At 63.8% G+C, this 17633-nt stretch carries 9 protein-coding genes; 4 read left to right on the top strand and 5 right to left on the bottom strand.

All coding sequences use genetic code 11. From position 1 onward, the window contains the following. Window positions 1–59 precede the first annotated feature (59 nt). Window positions 60–1409 carry an MFS transporter gene (locus J3485_RS20695; protein ID WP_206956198.1) on the bottom strand — a complete coding sequence of 450 codons (1350 nt, stop codon included), beginning with the start codon at window positions 1407–1409 and terminating at the stop codon, window positions 60–62. A gap of 42 nt (window positions 1410–1451) precedes the next feature. Further along, entirely contained in the window at window positions 1452–2744 is a 1293-nt protein-coding gene (locus J3485_RS20690) for a gallate dioxygenase (RefSeq protein ID WP_206956197.1), read from the bottom strand. Between the two features lie 315 nt (window positions 2745–3059). Between J3485_RS20690 and J3485_RS20685 the strand changes: the two genes are divergently transcribed. From J3485_RS20685 to J3485_RS20675, 3 genes are all read left to right on the top strand, one after another. After that, window positions 3060–3953: a LysR family transcriptional regulator gene (locus tag J3485_RS20685; protein WP_206956196.1), complete on the top strand. Its 894-nt coding sequence runs from the start codon at window positions 3060–3062 to the stop codon at window positions 3951–3953. 94 nt (window positions 3954–4047) lie between these two features. After that, a complete protein-coding gene (locus J3485_RS20680; RefSeq protein WP_206956195.1) occupies window positions 4048–6012 on the top strand; it encodes an aconitase family protein in 1965 nt (654 codons plus the stop codon). Window positions 6013–6127: 115 nt separating this feature from the next. Then, window positions 6128–7582, top strand: a complete 1455-nt coding sequence (locus J3485_RS20675; RefSeq protein WP_206956194.1) for an MFS transporter — start codon at window positions 6128–6130, stop codon at window positions 7580–7582. 101 nt (window positions 7583–7683) lie between these two features. Here the strand turns inward: J3485_RS20675 and J3485_RS20670 are convergent, their stop codons facing one another. Continuing rightward, window positions 7684–8589: a LysR family transcriptional regulator gene (locus J3485_RS20670; RefSeq protein WP_206956193.1), complete on the bottom strand. Its 906-nt coding sequence runs from the start codon at window positions 8587–8589 to the stop codon at window positions 7684–7686. 112 nt (window positions 8590–8701) lie between these two features. On the opposite strand from J3485_RS20670, the gene J3485_RS20665 reads away from it, so the two are divergent. Beyond that, window positions 8702–12286, top strand: a complete 3585-nt coding sequence (locus tag J3485_RS20665; RefSeq protein WP_206956192.1) for an indolepyruvate ferredoxin oxidoreductase family protein — start codon at window positions 8702–8704, stop codon at window positions 12284–12286. Window positions 12287–12355: 69 nt separating this feature from the next. Here the strand turns inward: J3485_RS20665 and tssA are convergent, their stop codons facing one another. Continuing rightward, the gene (gene tssA, locus J3485_RS20660; RefSeq protein ID WP_206956191.1) at window positions 12356–13465 is read right to left on the bottom strand and encodes a type VI secretion system protein TssA; all 1110 of its coding nucleotides are present in this window, start codon (window positions 13463–13465) and stop codon (window positions 12356–12358) included. Continuing rightward, entirely contained in the window at window positions 13462–17625 is a 4164-nt protein-coding gene (locus J3485_RS20655; protein WP_206956190.1) for a type VI secretion system protein, read from the bottom strand. The genes tssA and J3485_RS20655 overlap by 4 nt, the downstream gene beginning before the upstream one ends. Window positions 17626–17633: the final 8 nt, after the last annotated feature.

Here is a 17633-nt window from a genome sequence, read left to right as displayed (position 1 = left end):
TGTACTCCTAACTAAAATCGCTCGCTGCGCGGCTCCGGCGCGCTCGACCCCGGCTGACTTCAATGTGCCGCATTCGGCTGTGCCGTCGTCCCGCCCTCGGTCGAACGCTGCGCCATCAAGATGGCGATGGCCGCCAGCGTCGCGGGCACGGCCAGCATCGACAAGATCCCCACGAACTCCCAGCCGAGCCCAAGCAGTGCCCCGCCGATCGCGGAGCCGAAGATGCTGCCGAACCGCCCGATGCCGAGCATCCAACTCACGCCCGTCGCGCGGGCAGCCGTCGGATAGCGGCCCGGTGCATAGGCGTTCAATCCGGTTTGCGCACCGCTCATGCAGAAGCCTGCCGCGAACACGAGCAAGGTCAGCGACGACGACAACGCGCCGATCCAAGCCAAGCCCAGCACGCACAGCCCCCCGCCAACGTAGGCAGCGCTGATGACGGGCGCCGGCCGCACCTTGTCCATGAGCCAGCCGACCGCGATGGCGCCGATCGTGCCGCCGATCTGGAACATCGCCGTTACGTCGGCCGCCGTCGTCACAGAAAGGCCGGCATCCTTGATCAGCGTCGGCAACCAACCCGTCAGCAGATAGATGACCAGCAAGCCCATGAAGTAGGTGGCCCACAGCGCCAGGGTAGTCAAGCCGTAACCCTGCGAGAACAGCACGCCGATCGGCTTGCGCGTAGGCAGCGGCGGCTCGGTCGACACGAACACCTCGTCGCCCGTGAACCGCTCAGCGCATACTCGGCCCAGAATCGTGCCGATGCGCTCGGACGGCGTACCGCGCACTGCCAGCAGACGGGCCGATTCCGGCAGCAGCCACAGTTGCAACGGAATCAGCACGAGCGGCAACGCACCGCCGAACAACAGCACCGAGCGCCAACCGTGAATCGGAATGAGCCAGCCCGCCACGAATCCGATCAGCGCCGACCCGAGGTTGAAGCCCGTAAACATCAGCGTGATCATGAGCGACCGCTTACGTTGGGGCGCGTACTCCGACAGCAGCGTCGTGGTGTTTGGCATCGCCGCACCGAGCCCGATACCCGTCAGCAGGCGCAACGCAGCCATGGTCACCGGCGAGCCGGCCTGGGACGTCATGATCGTGAAGATGCTGAACAGGAACACCGATGCAATCAGTACGCGCTTGCGGCCGAATCGATCCGCGCTCGGCCCCGCAACCAATGAACCGATGACGAGACCGATCGGCGCGGCGCTCATCACCAAACCAAACTCGGGCCGCGAAATGGCCCACTGATGGATGACCGAAGGCGCCACGAAACCCATGATGGCCACGTCCATGCCGTCGGCGATGACGACGAGACAACAGAGCACCACCAGCAACCACTGGTAGGGCGATATCGGCCGCTCGTCGATGAAAGATTTAATGTCGATCGTTTTCCTGCTCGTCATCGTGTGTCTCCTATCTAATTTCTTTATGTCTCGGCGCTTCTACTACGAATCCTTGCGATCCCAGGCGAGATCGCCGGAGCCCTTGCCGGCCACCGAGTACAAGGCGCCGGGAGCGTTGCGGGTCTGCTGGAATGCTTCCAGCGTCTCGCCGCGCATCGCGGCGTAGATGTGAAGGTTCGATACGCCCGTAGCGGCGCCGAGCTTTTCGAGCATGAAAAAGATGACGCCGTAATGCAGCAGGCCGAGCCAGTCGCGGCGGCGTATCAAGTCGCGCTCTTCCTGCGTCAATCCCGCGGCTTCGAAACTCGCTTCGGGATTGCGCAGAAACGCCTCGCGATGATCGGGTTCGACCATGCGATGCAAGTAACGGTTGATTCGGAACGCCTTGACGGCCACTTCGAGCGTGAACGGATGCGTGCCTTCGAGTTTCTCGATGCCGGCCAGTTGGGACGCCATACGCTCCCGATGGCGTTCCGCTACGCCGGGCTGAAGCGCGCCCTGCTCGCCTTCGTAAATCGCCGTGGCGATACCCGTCATCGACGGCAAGTAGTAGCTGCGGTGCTTGCACACGACGTTGGCCGGCAACGCCCCGCGCATCGTGAGCCACATGACGACTTCGGCCCCTTCGAAGCCGCCGAGTTGCGCGTATTCGGCGATCGTCATCTCGGCGAGTTGCTCGGGATCGCGCTCGAACAAGTCGAGAAACCGATGATCCCATTCGCTGTTGTTGAAGCCGGCGCGCTCGCCGTGCACTTGATGCGATAGGCCGCCGGTCGCCACGATCGCCACCCGCAAATCTTCCGGATAGCTTTCGATCGCTCGCCGCAGCGCCTGCCCCAGCTTGTAGAAACGCCGCGCGGTGGGAACAGGAATCTGCAGCACGCCCATCTGCAGCGGAACGAGCTTCGCCGGCCACTCGCGTTCGTGCGGACACAGCATCGATAACGGCGAAAAGCAGCCGTGATCGAGCGCCTTGTTCTGGAAGAAGGACATGTCGAATTCATCGATCATCAACGAGCGGCCAATGTGCGCGGCGAGTGCCGGATGTCCCTCGATCGGCGGCAAGTCGCGCGCGCCGCCACCCTCGTCCGCGACGTGCCAGCGTTCGCCGACGCCGAGTGCGAAAGCCGAATAGTGATCGAAGAAGAACGACGTGACGTGATCGTTGTAGATCAGCAGCAGAACGTCGGGCCGCTTCTCGGCCAGCCAAGCCGCCACCGGCGCGAAACTCGCGAAGATCGGCGCCCAGACCGGATCGTCATGCTTGTTCTTGTCCAATGCGAAGCCGATCGTGGGCGTATGCGAGGCCGCGATGCCTCCGACAATTCGTGCCATTTCAGTCATTCTCCATAACAGGTTGGAGATTACATGCGGCGCGCGTCCGTTTGAACGCACCGGTTAACGAGATTCGATCGAGAAAAGCGGTGCGATTTCAGCCGCTCGCCGATGATCGAAACACCTTGCAGGCCCTTGCCAGCGCTGCATCGGAGGAGATCGCGCGAGCACCTCGTCGAGGCTGCTCGGCGCGAGCATTTGCGATAAATGAATTCGATGGCGGAACAATGAAGTCGCAATTCGAGCGATCCGTCGCATCGCGATACATGCGGCGCGGCCGATCCGAGCGTGAAAACAGACTGTTAATATGGCGGCATGCGGGTCGATCCTTACAGCCTCGAATTGTTCATCTCGGTCGTCCATGAGGGCTCCATCGCTCGGGCGGCCAGCCGCAATCACATCGCCCCTTCCGCACTCAGCCGCCGCATCGCCGATCTCGAAGCGGCGATGGGTCTCGCCTTGCTCATCCGCTCGCCATCGGGCGTCGAGTTGACCGAAGCCGGCCGTCATGCATTCGCGCGCGCGGTGGCCGTCCACGATCAGTTGCAAACGCTGGCGCGCGAAGTGCAATCGCTGAGCGGCCAAGTGGCCGGCGTCGTACGGCTGTATGCCAATGCGTCCGCGATCGTCGGCTTCTTGCCCGAGCGATTGAAAGCTTTTCAGGCGCGCTATCCGCTCGTGCAAATCGCTTTGACCGAGCACATCAGCGACGAGGTGATACGCGCGTGCCTCGACGATCGGGCGGACGTCGGTATCTCCGCGAACAGCAAAACGCCGGGCGGCATCGAATCATGGCATTTCGCCGGCGATCCGCTCATGGTCGTGCTGCCCCTCGGCCATGAACTGGCCGCCGTCGATACGCTGACCTTCCACGACGTCATTCAGTTTCCGCTCGTTGCACTTCAAGCAGGCGGCTCGCTCGACAGTATGTTGAAAGAGCGCGCCGATGCGGCGCGAACCCCGCTGAAGCTATCCGTCACGGTCAACAGTTTCGATGCGCAATGCCGGATGGTCGAAGCCGGGCTCGGCATCGGCATCGTGCCGACGAGCGCGGCTTCCGCGTTCGCCGGCTCGCGCGCGTTCATGCGCCGCCCGCTCGCCGAGACCTGGGCGCAAGAGCGCAGCTTGCGCATTCACGCCCTCAGAAAATCGTCGCGCCTCAAAGCCGTGCAAGCATTGATCGATTCGTTGAGGCAGACCGAGGGTTAACGCGGACATCGCGATCCGCGATGCCCCCTTTGCCGATCGAGCACTTCATCGTCGATGGTTGCGCCGTCTAGATTTCCGTTGAAGGAGAAATCGGATGGCGCAACTGCAATTGACCGGTCGCATCATATTTCTTTGCGACGACCCCGAGCGGGTAAAGCGCCAACTCGACGGCGCGGATCTGACGGACGTATCCACGGATACGCTGCGGGACGACGTGTCGACCGACGAAATCACGCCGATGAGCGTGCTCACCCGCTTCGACGATCGCCTCGGTCGGGTTCCCTATGTCGGCTTTCGGACGCAAGGGCGCAACCCGATCGGCCTTGACGCGATCCGTACGGGCGGCTTTTGCGTTACCGTCGCGGGCAATCGCTACGGCAAGGGATCTTCACGCGAACACAGTCCGCTTGCGGAATATCGCGCGGGCATCCGCTTGGTGATCGCAAAGAGCTTCGAACGAATCTATCGTCAGAACGCGGACAACATCGGCCTGTTCACGTCGACGGACTTCGGGCTCATCGAACGCATTCGGCGCGGCGAGCCGATCGACATCGAGGCGCTGACCGCCTCGCGCGACCGCCTGGCTGCCGCCATTCTTCGAAGCGGTGGCTTGCTGCGCTATGGCGCGCAATACATGCGCGATATTCAACGGGTACCGATATCCGAGGACCGTGCGCCGCGCACGCTCGCGCAAAAAATCCTCGAGCGCCATGCATTGCAGACGGAAGGCACCGAGCCGTCGCTGATGCCCGGAGCCGGCCGCTTCGTGCGCGCGGATTGGCGCTTCATTCACGAGTACTACACCGGCATGGCAACGCACATGTTGCATGCCGCGTTCGGCAAGCCGCTCGTGCTTCACGAGCCCAATACCATCCTCGCATTCGAAGATCACCTGTCGTATTCGCACAAGAGCGAGCTGCATCTGAAGAACGGTTTGCTGCCCGACGTCCGTGAATTGTCGGCCGCGCATCGGCAGTTCGCGAGCGACTATGGGATCAAGAACCACGGCTATTTGAGCGAAGCTGGCGACGCTATGAGCGAAGGCTCCGAAGGCATTTCGCACGCGATGATGGCGGAGCGCTATGCGTTGCCGGGCCAGCTCATCGTCGGAACGGATTCGCACACGCCGCATAGCGGCGCACTCGGATGCTTGGCATTCGGCGTCGGCACTACCGACATGGCGAACGCATTCGTCACCGGCGCCGTGCGGATGACGGTGCCGCCCTCGCTACGTATCGATTTCAATGGACCGATACCGCCCGGCGTCACCGCGAAGGATTTGGTTCTGCACCTGCTTGCCGATCCGAGAATTCGCAGCGGCGCGGGCGTGGGCAAGATCTTCGAGTTCGCAGGCTCGGTCATCTCGCAGTTGACGACCGACGAGCGCACGACGCTCACGAACATGACCGCGGAGCTCGGTGGTTTCAGCGGGATCGTCGCACCCGATGAGGAAACAGTCCGTTTTCTCAAGACGCGACGCGGGATCGACTTCGTCATCGAGCCTTGGATGTGCAGCGATGCCGGCGCAAGCTATGCCGAGATCATCGAGATCGATTGCGCGGCCCTATCGCCGATGCTCGCCGCACCCGGCGATCCGGGCAATGGGATCGCTCTGTGCGATCTCGTCGAACGTCCGCGCATCGACATCGCGTACGGCGGTTCGTGCACGGCCGGCAAGCGCGAGGACTTCGACCACTATCACGAAGTGATGGCATGGGCCGCGGCACGCGGCTTACGCGTGCCCGAGGGTGTCACGCTCTACCTTCAATTCGGCACGCTCGACGTCAGGGACTACTGCGTGCGGCGCGGCTACGTGGAGGCCTTCGAGCGCGTCGGCGCCACGCTTTTGCTACCCTCTTGCGGCGCGTGCGCGAACTGCGGGCCGGGCGCGTCTGTCGATGCCGGACAAATCACCCTCAGTGCAATCAACCGCAATTTCCCCGGCCGCTCGGGCCCGGGGCAAGTGTGGCTCGCGAGCCCGCCGACCGTTGCAGCCAGCGCGCTCGTCGGCGAGATCGCTTCATTTGCCGAATTGAAAGCGCGGTATGGCGCGGCATAGGTAGGCGCGCTCATCGCAAGCTACTGCAAGTTATCGCAAGACGCGATCGGCCCCAACGTGAGTGGCCGACGAACTATTCGAACGACGTATTCGAACAACGACACAGGAGACAAACATGGCCATTTTCGAGGGCGCCTCGCGTCTTGGTGCCACAGACCGTGCCCTTCCCACGGGTGCGGATGTGGATGCCATCGCGCCTGCCAGAACGCAGGAGATTGCGGCACGCCTCGATCGGCTTCCCGCCACGCGCGCGGTATGGAAGCTGATCGTGCTGCTGAGCCTCGGATTCTTCTTCGAGCTCTACGATCTGCTCTATACCGGCTATGTCGCACCCGGCCTCGTGAAAAGCGGCATTCTCACGCCGACGACGTCCGGCCTGTTCGGCACCTCCGGCGTCGCAACCTTTATCGCGGCGCTTTTCGCCGGGCTCTTTCTCGGCACGAGCGCCTGTGGCTTCTTGGCCGATCGCTTCGGCCGCCGAGCAATCTTCACGTGGTCTCTGCTCTGGTATGTCGCGGCCAATACGGTGATGGCGTTTCAGGACACGGCGAGCGGACTGAATCTTTGGCGCTTCATCTCGGGGATGGGCATCGGCGTCGAGCTGGTCACCATCGGCACCTATCTATCCGAACTCACGCCCAAGCATCTGCGCGGACGCGCCTTCGCGATATGCCAGACGATCGGCTTCTCGGCCGTGCCCGTCGTCGCATTTCTCTCGTATCTGTTCGTCCCGCGCGCGCCGTTCGGCCTCGACGGATGGCGCTGGGTCGTACTGCTCGGCGGCGTTAGCGCGCTATTCGTGTGGTACTTCCGGCGCAATCTGCCGGAAAGTCCGCGCTGGCTGGCAAGCAAAGGCCGCGTGGACGAAGCTAGCGACGTCCTCGCCCAACTCGAGCGGCGCATCGAACGTCAATACGGCAAGCCGCTGCCGCAACCTGGCCCGTCCGATCCGGCGCCGCGAAAAGCAGGATTTGCCGATATGTGGAAACCGCCTTATCGGCAACGCACGATCATGCTCATCATCTTCCATATCTTCCAGACAGTAGGATTCTATGGGTTTGCGAACTGGGTGCCGACGCTGCTCATCAAGCAAGGCATCACTGTCACGCACAGTTTGCTGTACACGACCGTGATCGGGCTTGCGGCACCGCTCGGGCCGCTGATCGGGTACTTGTTCGCGGATCGCTTCGAGCGCAAGCAGGTCATCGTCTGGATGGCCGCGCTCAATATCGTGGCAGGACTCGTTTTCAGCCAAGTATCGGCAGCGGCGGCGATCATCGCGCTGGGCGTATTGCTGACGCTGGCCGGCAACATCATCTCGTTCACGTTCCACACGTATCAGCAAGAGCTGTATCCGACGGCGATTCGCGCTCGCGCGGTGGGTTTCGTTTATTCGTGGAGCCGCCTCTCGGCCGTCTTCAGTTCGTTCGTCATTGCGTTCACGCTGAGAGGGTTCGGCGTCACAGGCGTATTCGTGTTCATCGCGGGCGCCATGCTGCTCGTCATGCTCGTCATCGGCCTAATGGGACCGCGAACGCTCGGGCGATCGCTCGAGAGCATTTCGCATTGATTGCGTGTTGATTTCGCACTGAACGGACCGCGCATGCACCGCGATCGCGCGGCGCTATACGTCGATCGCTTCGTCGATCGCTTCGTCATCGTTTTAGGCCCTCAGGTGCCGCATGCGTGGATCAGAAACTGCTGCAATGCCGTTGCGGGTCCACTCAGCTGCGCGCCCTTGCGCCAAATCATGCCGGCATCCATTTGAGGCACGACGTCCAAGATCGGACGCGCCTCGATCCGCTTGCCTTCGAGCGACCACGGGCGAAATACCATATCCGACAGCACCGTCACCCCAAAACCGTGCGCCACGAGGCCGCGCAACGCTTCCATCGAACTCGTGCGAAACGCGATGTTCGGCTCGATGCGTTTCTTCTTCCAATAGCGCAGCATCGACTGCTCGCCCTCGTCGACGGTGATCAGGATATACGGATGAGCGGCAATGTCCTTCAGCGATGGGGCCTCCAATTGCGCTAACGGATGCGAGGGCGCAACCCACAATTGCCGCCGCGAGCGGATCAATATCTGCCGGCCGAATCGGCTCAGCTTCTCGACGTTCGACAGCAGCACCACGCCGACGTCGATTTCACCGTCGAGCACCGCCTGCTCGATGTCCGCGCGTTCCATGTCTCGCAGATCGAATTCGACGTACGGATAGGTCGCGCGAAAACGCGCCAGCAGCTCGGGCAGGAAATAGCCCAACACCGTGTAGGACGCCGCGATATGCACGGTGCCGCGCATGTCGTGGGAGCGAAACGGCGGCTTGTGCACGGCGTCGCGCGCCGCATCGAGCACGCGCCGTGCGTGATTGTAGAAATCCTGCCCGTCCGGCGTGAGCGCTACGCCATGCGGTAGCCGCTCGAACAAGCGCGTGTCGAGTCCAACCTCGAGCGCGAGTACGGCATTGGTGATGGCCGACTGCGATACGTGCTCATTGGCGGCCGCCATCGAGAACTGGCCCGTTTGCGCAGCGGCTACGAAGTAGCGCAGTTGCCGGAGAGTGAGATCGAATGACATCTGTTTTCCGAATACCTGGTTTGATAATTCGTGATTTTACGATAGCAATCGCGCTTCCTATACTCGTCCGGAACTCGCCAGGAAAGTCGAGATATTCGGAGACAACCCCACCATGAACGCGCCCGATCACGCTATTTCTTCCGACCTATCGATGCACGCCGACACCGCAACCGTCACGCTCGACGACAAATACACGCTCGAGCGAGGTCGCGTCTATATCAGCGGAACGCAAGCCCTGGTGCGGCTGCCGATGCTGCAAAAGGCGCGCGATCGGAAGGCCGGGTTGAACACGGCCGGGTTCATTTCGGGCTATCGCGGCTCGCCGCTCGGTGCGCTCGATCAATCGCTGTGGAAAGCCAAGAAACACCTGCAGGCGCACGACATCGTGTTTCAGCCGGGCGTCAACGAAGATCTGGCCGCCACATCCGTATGGGGCACGCAGCAAATCAATCTGTGGCCGGGCGCGACGCGCGACGGCGTGTTCGGCATGTGGTACGGCAAGGGCCCCGGCGTCGACCGAACCGGCGACGTCTTCAAGCACGCCAATTCCGCCGGCAGCGATGCGCGCGGCGGCGTACTCGTGCTGGCGGGCGACGATCACGCGGCCAAATCGTCTTCCGTCGCACACCAATCGGAGCATGCGTTCATCGCGGCGGGCATTCCCGTGCTGTACCCCGCGAACGTGCAGGAATATCTCGACTATGGGCTGCACGGCTGGGCGATGAGCCGCTACTCGGGGCTGTGGGTGGCAATGAAGTGCGTGACCGACGTGATCGAATCGAGCGCATCGATCGATCTCGATCCGGATCGTCTCGAGATCGTCATACCGCCCGACCCTATCCTGCCGGCCGGCCGGCTCAACATTCGATGGCCCGATGCGCCCCTCGCGCAGGAAGCGCGGCTGCTCGACGAGAAATGGTACGCGGCGCTGGCCTATGTCCGCGCCAATAAGCTCAACCGTATCGTCATCGATTCGCCGACACCTCGCTTCGGCATCATGACCGCGGGCAAGGCCTATCTCGACGTGCGTCAGGCGCTCAGCGATCTCGGCCTCGATGACGAAACATGCGCGCGGATCGGCCTGCGGGTGCTGAAAGTGGGTTGCGTTTGGCCGCTGGACGCCCAGGATGCACGCGCGTTCGCGACAGGGCTCGAAGAAATTCTCGTCGTCGAAGAGAAACGGCAGATTCTCGAATACGCGCTGAAAGAGGAGTTGTACAACTGGCGCGAGGACGTTCGCCCGAACATCTACGGCAAGTTCGATGAGCGCGACAACGCGGGCGGCGAGTGGTCGGTGCCGCGCGGCGATTGGTTGTTGCCGGCGCACTACGAACTCTCGCCTGCCTTGATCGCGAAGGCCATTGCGCGGCGTCTCGCGCGCGCCGATTTGCCCGAGGACGTGCGCGCGCGGATGCTCGCACGCGTTGCGATCGTCGAGGCCAAGGAACGCGAGGCGGCGAAGCCGCGCGTGAGCGTCGAGCGCAAGCCGTGGTTCTGCTCGGGCTGCCCGCATAACACGTCGACGAACGTACCCGAGGGCTCGCGCGCGCTGGCTGGGATCGGCTGCCATTACATGTCGATGTGGATGGACCGCAAAACCGAAACGTTCAGCCAGATGGGCGGCGAAGGCGTGGCGTGGCTCGGGCAAATGCATTTCTCCGGCGATAAGCACGTGTTCGTCAATCTCGGCGACGGCACCTACTTCCACTCGGGCCTGCTCGCGATCCGGGCGGCGATCGCCGCGAATGCAAACGTCACGTACAAGATCCTCTATAACGACGCGGTGGCCATGACGGGCGGTCAGCCCATCGACGGCGTGCTGACCGTGCCGCAGATCGCGCATCAGGTGCACGCCGAAGGCGCGAAGCGCATCGTCATCGTCACGGACGAGCCTGAGAAATACGGCTCGGGCATCGTCCTGCCGGCAGGCGTCGACGTTCACCATCGCGATCGGCTCGACGCCATGCAGCGCGAGTTGCGCGAGCTATCCGGCACGACGGTGCTAATCTACGACCAAACCTGCGCGACGGAGAAGCGGCGCCGTCGCAAGCGCGGCACCTATCCCGATCCGGCACGCAGAGCGTTCATCAACGATGCCGTTTGCGAGGGCTGCGGCGATTGCTCGGTGCAATCGAACTGCCTGTCCGTCGAACCGCTCGATACGCCGCTAGGCACCAAGCGCAAGATCAATCAGTCTTCGTGCAACAAGGATTTCTCTTGCGTGAAGGGCTTTTGTCCGAGCTTCGTAACGGCCGAAGGCGCGCAGCTTCGCAAGAGCGCGGGCGCGCGCGATGCAGGTTTGCGCGCAAGCAAGGTCGACTTCGACGCGTTGCCGTCGCCGTCGCTACCTGCGCTCTCGCGGCCCTACGGCATTCTCGTCACGGGCGTCGGCGGCACGGGCGTCGTGACGATCGGCGGCTTGATCGGCATGGCCGCGCATCTCGAACGCAAAGGCGTGACCGTGCTCGATATGGCCGGGCTCGCACAAAAAGGCGGCGCCGTGCTGAGCCACGTGCAACTTGCCGCCTCGCCCGATACGCTTTACGCGACGCGTATCGCGACCGGCGAAGCGCGGCTCGTCATCGGCTGCGATGCGATCGTGTCGGCGTCGAGCGATGTGCTCTCGCGCACGCAGCGCGGCTTGACGTTCGCCGCGATCAACGGCGGCTCAACACCAACCGCGGATTTCGTCCAAAACCCGAATTGGCGCTTTCCGGGCGCACAGACTCAATCGCAGCTTCGCGATGGCATCGGCGATGCCTGCGCGTTCATCGACGCCAATGCGCTCGCGCTGGCACTGCTTGGCGACACGATCTACAGCAACCCGCTGCTGCTGGGCTTCGCATGGCAGAAGGGCTGGCTGCCGCTCGAACTGGCAAGCCTATCGCGCGCCATCGAGCTCAACGGCGTAGCGATCGAAAAAAATCGACAGGCATTCGATTGGGGGCGGTATGTCGCCCATCATGGAGAAGCTGCCGTTGCGGCCTTCGTTGAATCTTCGGTCGCGAAACCGGCGGTCGTACCCGAATCGCTGGAGGCGCTCATCACAGCGCGAGAAGCACGGCTGACCGATTATCAAAACGCGGCCTATGCGCGGCGTTATCGCGACGTGATCGATCGAATCCGCGCGAAGGAGAGCCAAATCGCCGTCGATGCCACGCTGCCGCTCACGCGCGCGATCGCTACGAATCTGGCCAAGCTGATGGCTTATAAGGACGAATACGAAGTTGCCCGCCTTTATGCCGAGCCCGCTTATCTGCAAAAGCTGCGCGAGCAATTCGAAGGCGAACCCGGACGCGATTACAAACTGAACTTCTACCTCGCACCGCCCTTACTCGCGAAGCGCGATGAGCGCGGCCACCTGCAGAAGAAGCGTTTTGGCCCGTGGGTACTGCCGGCTTTGCGCATGCTCGCGCGCATGAAGGGGCTGCGCGGCACGGCGTTCGATGTGTTCGGCAAAACCACCGAGCGTCGCAGTGAGCGGCAGTTGATCGTCGATTACGTTGCGCTCGTCGGCGAATTGTGCGCGACGCTCGATGCCGATCGGTACGAGGTTGCCCTGCAGCTAGCCGGCCTGCCGGACGAGATCCGCGGGTTCGGTCATGTCAAGGAACGCAACCTCCTTGCCGCGGAGAAGAAGAAGGCACGCTTGCTGCAAGACTATCGAGCGATGCAGCGATTAACAGCAAGCGCGTGAAATACTTAGTTCTCCGAAACGGTTGTCGATGCCGGTCGGGCCCGCTGTTTCGGGCTCTGGCGATTAGCGTTACGGCTCGACGCCGAGCATGGCCATGTATCGCCCGAGATCGCCTTCCTGGCTGACGATGTCGCGCATCAACTCGGGCAGCGGCATGCGGCCCCAACTCACGGCGCGCGCGAGCAGATAAGGCGTCGGGCTGTGAGGCTCGTGCTCGGCGAGATACCGGGCGATGTCTTCGAGAAGCCGATACGCATGCGCGCGATCGGCGATTTGCTCGCGTGCGATGGGTAGCTGTATGGGCTGCATGTCGACCTCCATTCGCGTATCGTCGTGCTCGCTCGCTTGGACTTCTTCCGTTTGGACCTGCGAGGCCGCGAGACGTGCTTCCTCTTCCAGCGCATGCGTGCCGCGCAGTGCGCGCGCCGCCCGCTGCAACTCTCCCAGCGTCGACTTCACGCGCGTAAAGCTCGGCGCATCGCCGTTCAATCGCTCGTCGAGACGGCCCGACAGATCTTCGGTCGCGGCAAGCGCCGCGGCGGCGCTGTGCTCGAGTTGTCGCAGCAAGGCGAGATTGGCGCCTTGCGCCGCTTCGCGGTCGAGCATTTCTCGCGGCAGATGCGTGGGCGATCCTTCGTCTTGCAGCGAGGCCACGACAACGCGTTGCCAGTCGTCGAGATTCACGAAACCCGGCTCGACGCTCAGGCCCATCAACGGCACGTGCAGCTTGAGCACGACCTCGAGCCTGCGCGCGAGCCAATGCAAGGGCGCGGTGCGCGCGTCCGTGTCTTCTCCGTCGATCTGCGGGTAGGCGCGATCCCAGAACCGCTCGCCGAATTCGATCAGCAACCGTAGCCCCGCCGTCAGGCCCTCGAGCCGATACTGATGCGTCCATGCCTCGCACAACCAGACGGCGAGATGGAAGTCCTTGCTCCGCGAACTCAGCGCCTCGGCACTCAGGGATGCGACCCGGCGCCAGTCGGCTTTGACCAGCGGCCGCTCCCACTCGCCCATCGGCAACGACGCATCGTCCTCGCGTTGCGCGTCGCGAATCTGCTGCCAAATGGGGTCCGCGCGCAGCGGCACGCCCACGCCGTCACCCTCGGGCAACGGCTTGAGCAGCGGCTCCAGATCGACCACGAAGCACAATTCGGATTCGATCAGATCGGACGGATTCATAGCGTGCTCCAATTCGGCGCATGAGTCGGAAAGCTGGTCGGCCAGGACAGCGGAATCTTCTTGCCGCCCGGCGTCAGCCTCACGCGCATGTAGACGCGACCGAGCGGATGCTTCGATACGAGCGCCGCGTCGGCAACGGTGGCCGTATCGAGCGGAAATTCGAATCGCAGAAGCGACGTGCCGGTGCCCGCCCGAACCGTCGTGTCGGCAACGCGCTGCTCAGAGATGAACGTGATCAGCGCCCAAGGATCGGCGAATTGCCACGTCAGCGTGTGTCCGTCGGTCGAGTAGCTGCGCTGTGCCGGATCGTTCTTCGCGGCGAGCGGCGAATTCTTCGCGAAGCGCAACACGAGCGAGACGGGCATGCCGTATTCCCAGTGCAACGAATGCGGCGCATCTTGCATCGACACGCTTTGATCGCCGATTCGGACCGTCCAGTCGATCAATTGATTGCCGGCTACCTCCGCCGTACGGTCGGCACGAAAATCCACGCTCACGTCGTAGCCGGCCGTCGTGCCGTCAGCCGCCGGATAAAGCGGCGCAAGCAGCGCATCGACCGTGTCGAATTGTTCGACGAACTGTCGTACCGCGTCCGCACGAATGGCATGCGAGCCGGGGCCGCTCGCCGAACGAAGCGAGGTCGCGACCTGCTCGTAGCGCTTGAGCGCCACGCCGAGTTCGCCGTAATCGACCGGCGTCGCATCGGCATCGTTCAACCGCGCGGGCCGCAATGGGCCGGCGAACGGGCGCCGGTAGGCCACGCTTTGGTTGAACACCGAGGCGAAGCCGTCCCACTCGCCGCGCAACGCATCGGCATAGGTCGAGCCGCAGCGTGCGAGCAGGCTGTCGTACAAGCGCATGTGCAGCGTCGTGAAATAATCGCCCCCCACGCCGGCCGGGCGCGGTGGGAATCGATCGACGCAATCGCTCGCGTTCGGGTCGGCCGCGACCGTCTGCAGGAACTGCTCGAGCATCAACAAGCCGCTGTTCGGGTTCTTGAGTTGGTAGCGGTCGAGATCCGTGTCGATCGCCTGCCAACGCTGTGCGAGCGGCGAGTTGGCATCGGCGGCATCGAGCGCCGCCAAATACGTCTTCGCTTCCTTGCCGAGCGTGAGCGCGCGCAGTGCCTGCTGTTCGAGATAGACGTTGAGCGCGGCTGCGTCGTTGACGCCGAATGCCGCGAGCACCGGCTTCGCGCTACCCGAGCCCCCGCCGCCCAGCCGCGTGGCGTAAAGGTCCGATTGCACGAGCGCGTTGTCGACGAGGCGAAGGTGCTGCATGGCGTCGCTCGAGACGAGCGTGTCGAGATCGGCCGCCTGCGCATTGGCACCCATTTCCGCGAGCGCGCCGCGGATCTTCACGAGCCGGGTGCGCGCGGCGTCGAACGCCGTGCTGGTCGGATCGCCGTCCGCGGGCGACACCGTCGCCGCCGACGCGACTTGGTCGAGGACGAGGCGCGCAAACTGCGCATCGAGCGCCTGCTGGATGGCAGGCCGAAGCGCGTCGGGCAGTGTAGTTAGGCCATCGGCGAGATAGTGCTTGCGTTCGTCGCCCAGCGCGATGGCCTGATCGAGCTGCGTCCGGTCCCACGTGACGATCGAGCCGTCCGGCACGGATGGCAGCGGCAGGTTGCGCGGCGCCACCATGAACGGCTGCGACAATAGCTTCGCCAAGTCGTCGCGCAAGGCGAGCCGCGCGGGCGACACGACGTAACGCGCGTCTTTGTCGACCCAGACGATGCCCCCGTCGGGGCCGCCGAAGCGCTGCGCCATTTCGCTGGCGAATACCTGAAACGCCGTGGCGGAACGATCGTGCAGACGCGCGACGAGATCCGCTCCGAGCAGCCGATCCTGCGCGGCTTGGACGAACGTGCGCTCCCATACGGGGCCGGGATTGAACTGCGTCTGGTGCATCCAGCCCGCTTTGCCCGCCGCGAGCAGATCTTGCTGCGTGTCGATGCCGGCGACGACCGCGCGGTAGCTGCCGCTCGTCTGCGCGAAATCGCCCAGGCCGACGCTGCCGACCGACAGCGCATCGAGCTGCGCCGTTACCCCGCGCTCGGCCGCGAGTAGCGGATTGGCCGTAAACATTTGCGCGTCGAGCTGCTGCGCGCCCTTGTCGAACGTACAGCGCACCGCCTGACGAATCACCGGCAAGTTCAAACCGCCCGTGCCGTCCGCCGCATACGCGTCGCCGCTGCGCGAAGCATCGCGATAGAAGTACCGCAGGCTGCCGGCCACGTTGCCCTGCAGCTCCGTGCCGAACGCATAGCGCACCACGAGCCTGAGCGCCTCTTCATTGTCGGGCGACGGCCGTTGCAAACGCTGCATGGCCTGAAGCGCGGCCTCGAGCTGGCCGACCGAGGTGACATAGCGCTGCATCGCATGCATCGCGGGCAAATCCTCGACGGCCAAACTGTTGACGACCGATGCATCGCCGCCAAGCGCAGGGGCGGCGCAATCGTCTCCGACAATCAGTTGTCCGGTGCTCGGATCGCTCGCCACGCCGGTCATCCCGCTCACATGCGCGAGCATCTCCCGCTCGAGCGCGGTGAGTGCGATCTCGCCGAATTCGCGTTCGAAGCGAGCCCGCACGCGCTCGTTCAGATCGTCGACGACACTCCACGAGCCGGGCATGAAGACGGTCCAGAGCGTGCCGATATGCTGGTCGTTCATGCCGATCAGCGCCAGCGTCTTGCTGCGATACCAATTCGACGGCAGCGACTCCCCGCCGCGCACCGCCGCGTCGCGCTCCTGCGCGTCGGCGTGCAGTTCGTTCAGTGCGGCGACGAGCCGCGGATTGCGATGGCTCAGCGCCAGCGTGGCACCCGCGAGACCGATCGTCCAGCCGCCCAGCAATACGATCCCGCCCCAGCGCACCGCCCGGTGCATCACGGGCCGCGTGAGGTGCTGCGAGCGCGACGGCCGCGTCAGCCCGTATTCGAGGAAGATCTTCTTCTCGAACAGGTCGCGCAAGAAGGCCGGCTGCAGAATCAGATCGTTGAGCGCCCGGCTGCCCTCCTCGGCGCCATGCTCGGCATCGGCGCCGCTCGGGTCGGCGCCCGCCTCGGACGCGAAGCTAGGCTCGGCACGCTCGCCGTACGGATCGTAGGCATCGGGCGAATCGAGCACCGCCGCCTCGCCCGCATCCTGTCGGCCTTCGCCGCGCTGCGCGAGCTCGCCGCTATCGCCGGTCAGATAGATCCCTCGGAAGAAGAACGGCTCGTGATAGGCACTCGGCCGCATCAACTCGTCGACATAGAGCTGCAACTGCGACCGGATCGCATCGATGCGGGCCGGCAGCAACAGGCAGCCTTGCACGTCGAGCATCCCCGTATCGAGTGTGAAGAGTTCCGCGCTCGCATCGGACACGGCACTCTCGATGCTGCCCATCGCGGTGTCGACCCAGCTCGACTGATAGGTGGTGGACAAATCGAACGGCGAGGACCACCCCAGCATGCTCGCCCGCAGCGCCTCGGGCAGCGCCCGCGCGAACGCGGCGAAGCCGGGCAGATCCTCGCAACCGGTCACGACGACGTACACCGCGAAGCGCATCGCAAAGCGGTTCTGCGCGAGCCATAGCCGGCGATGCGCGAGCTTCGCATGGCGCTCGATCTCGAGCCGCGCGTCGGGATGCTCGGCGAGCAGCATGGACGCCGGAACCGTCACCACGACGGAGTCGAACGGCCGCTGCGGACGGTAGTTGCGGCACAGGCTCAGGAATTCGTCCCAAGGCTTCTCGTCGCTCTCGTCATCGGGCGAGCCGAGATACGCGGCCTTGATGTCGATGGCGATGCCGCGATCGAAGAAGTGCCACGAAATGCCCTGTATCGCGGTCGGATTCGCCGCCTCCGAGCTCAACACGCTGGCGACGCCCGCCTGGGCGATCGGCAGCGGCCGCGGATCGTCGCCCTCGTTGAGGACGATGACCCACGGAATGTTGTAGCGCTCGCCGCGCGAGGCGATGTTGCCTTCGATCAACTCGACGGCCTGGCGAAACGAGTTGCGCAGCGAATCGGCGCGCAACCGGACGATCTTGCGCTCGGCGGCCGGCTTGCTCTGCGCGCTGTGCGCCGCGATCCAGACGACGGCCCCAAGCACCACGAGCACGACGACGATCAGAACGGCGACCGACAACAGGAACAGGTTACTCGTCAGCATAGCGCCGC

Source organism: Trinickia acidisoli (assembly GCF_017315725.1).
In the GTDB taxonomy this organism is placed as follows: Bacteria; Pseudomonadota; Gammaproteobacteria; order Burkholderiales; family Burkholderiaceae; genus Trinickia; species Trinickia acidisoli.
This window is presented reverse-complemented; position numbering and strand designations above follow the sequence as displayed.

Bases quoted from the DNA above. Each gene is read 5' to 3' on its own strand.
- J3485_RS20680 (WP_206956195.1), top strand. From the start codon at position 4,048: ATGGCGCAACTGCAATTGACCGGTCGCATCATATTTCTTTGCGACGAC.
- J3485_RS20665 (WP_206956192.1), top strand. From the start codon at position 8,702: ATGAACGCGCCCGATCACGCTATTTCTTCCGACCTATCGATGCACGCC.
- J3485_RS20695 (WP_206956198.1), bottom strand. From the start codon at position 1,409: ATGACGAGCAGGAAAACGATCGACATTAAATCTTTCATCGACGAGCGG.
- J3485_RS20690 (WP_206956197.1), bottom strand. From the start codon at position 2,744: ATGGCACGAATTGTCGGAGGCATCGCGGCCTCGCATACGCCCACGATC.
- tssA (WP_206956191.1), bottom strand. From the start codon at position 13,465: ATGAATCCGTCCGATCTGATCGAATCCGAATTGTGCTTCGTGGTCGAT.
- J3485_RS20655 (WP_206956190.1), bottom strand. From the start codon at position 17,625: ATGCTGACGAGTAACCTGTTCCTGTTGTCGGTCGCCGTTCTGATCGTC.
- J3485_RS20675 (WP_206956194.1), top strand. From the start codon at position 6,128: ATGGCCATTTTCGAGGGCGCCTCGCGTCTTGGTGCCACAGACCGTGCC.
- J3485_RS20685 (WP_206956196.1), top strand. From the start codon at position 3,060: ATGCGGGTCGATCCTTACAGCCTCGAATTGTTCATCTCGGTCGTCCAT.
- J3485_RS20670 (WP_206956193.1), bottom strand. From the start codon at position 8,589: ATGTCATTCGATCTCACTCTCCGGCAACTGCGCTACTTCGTAGCCGCT.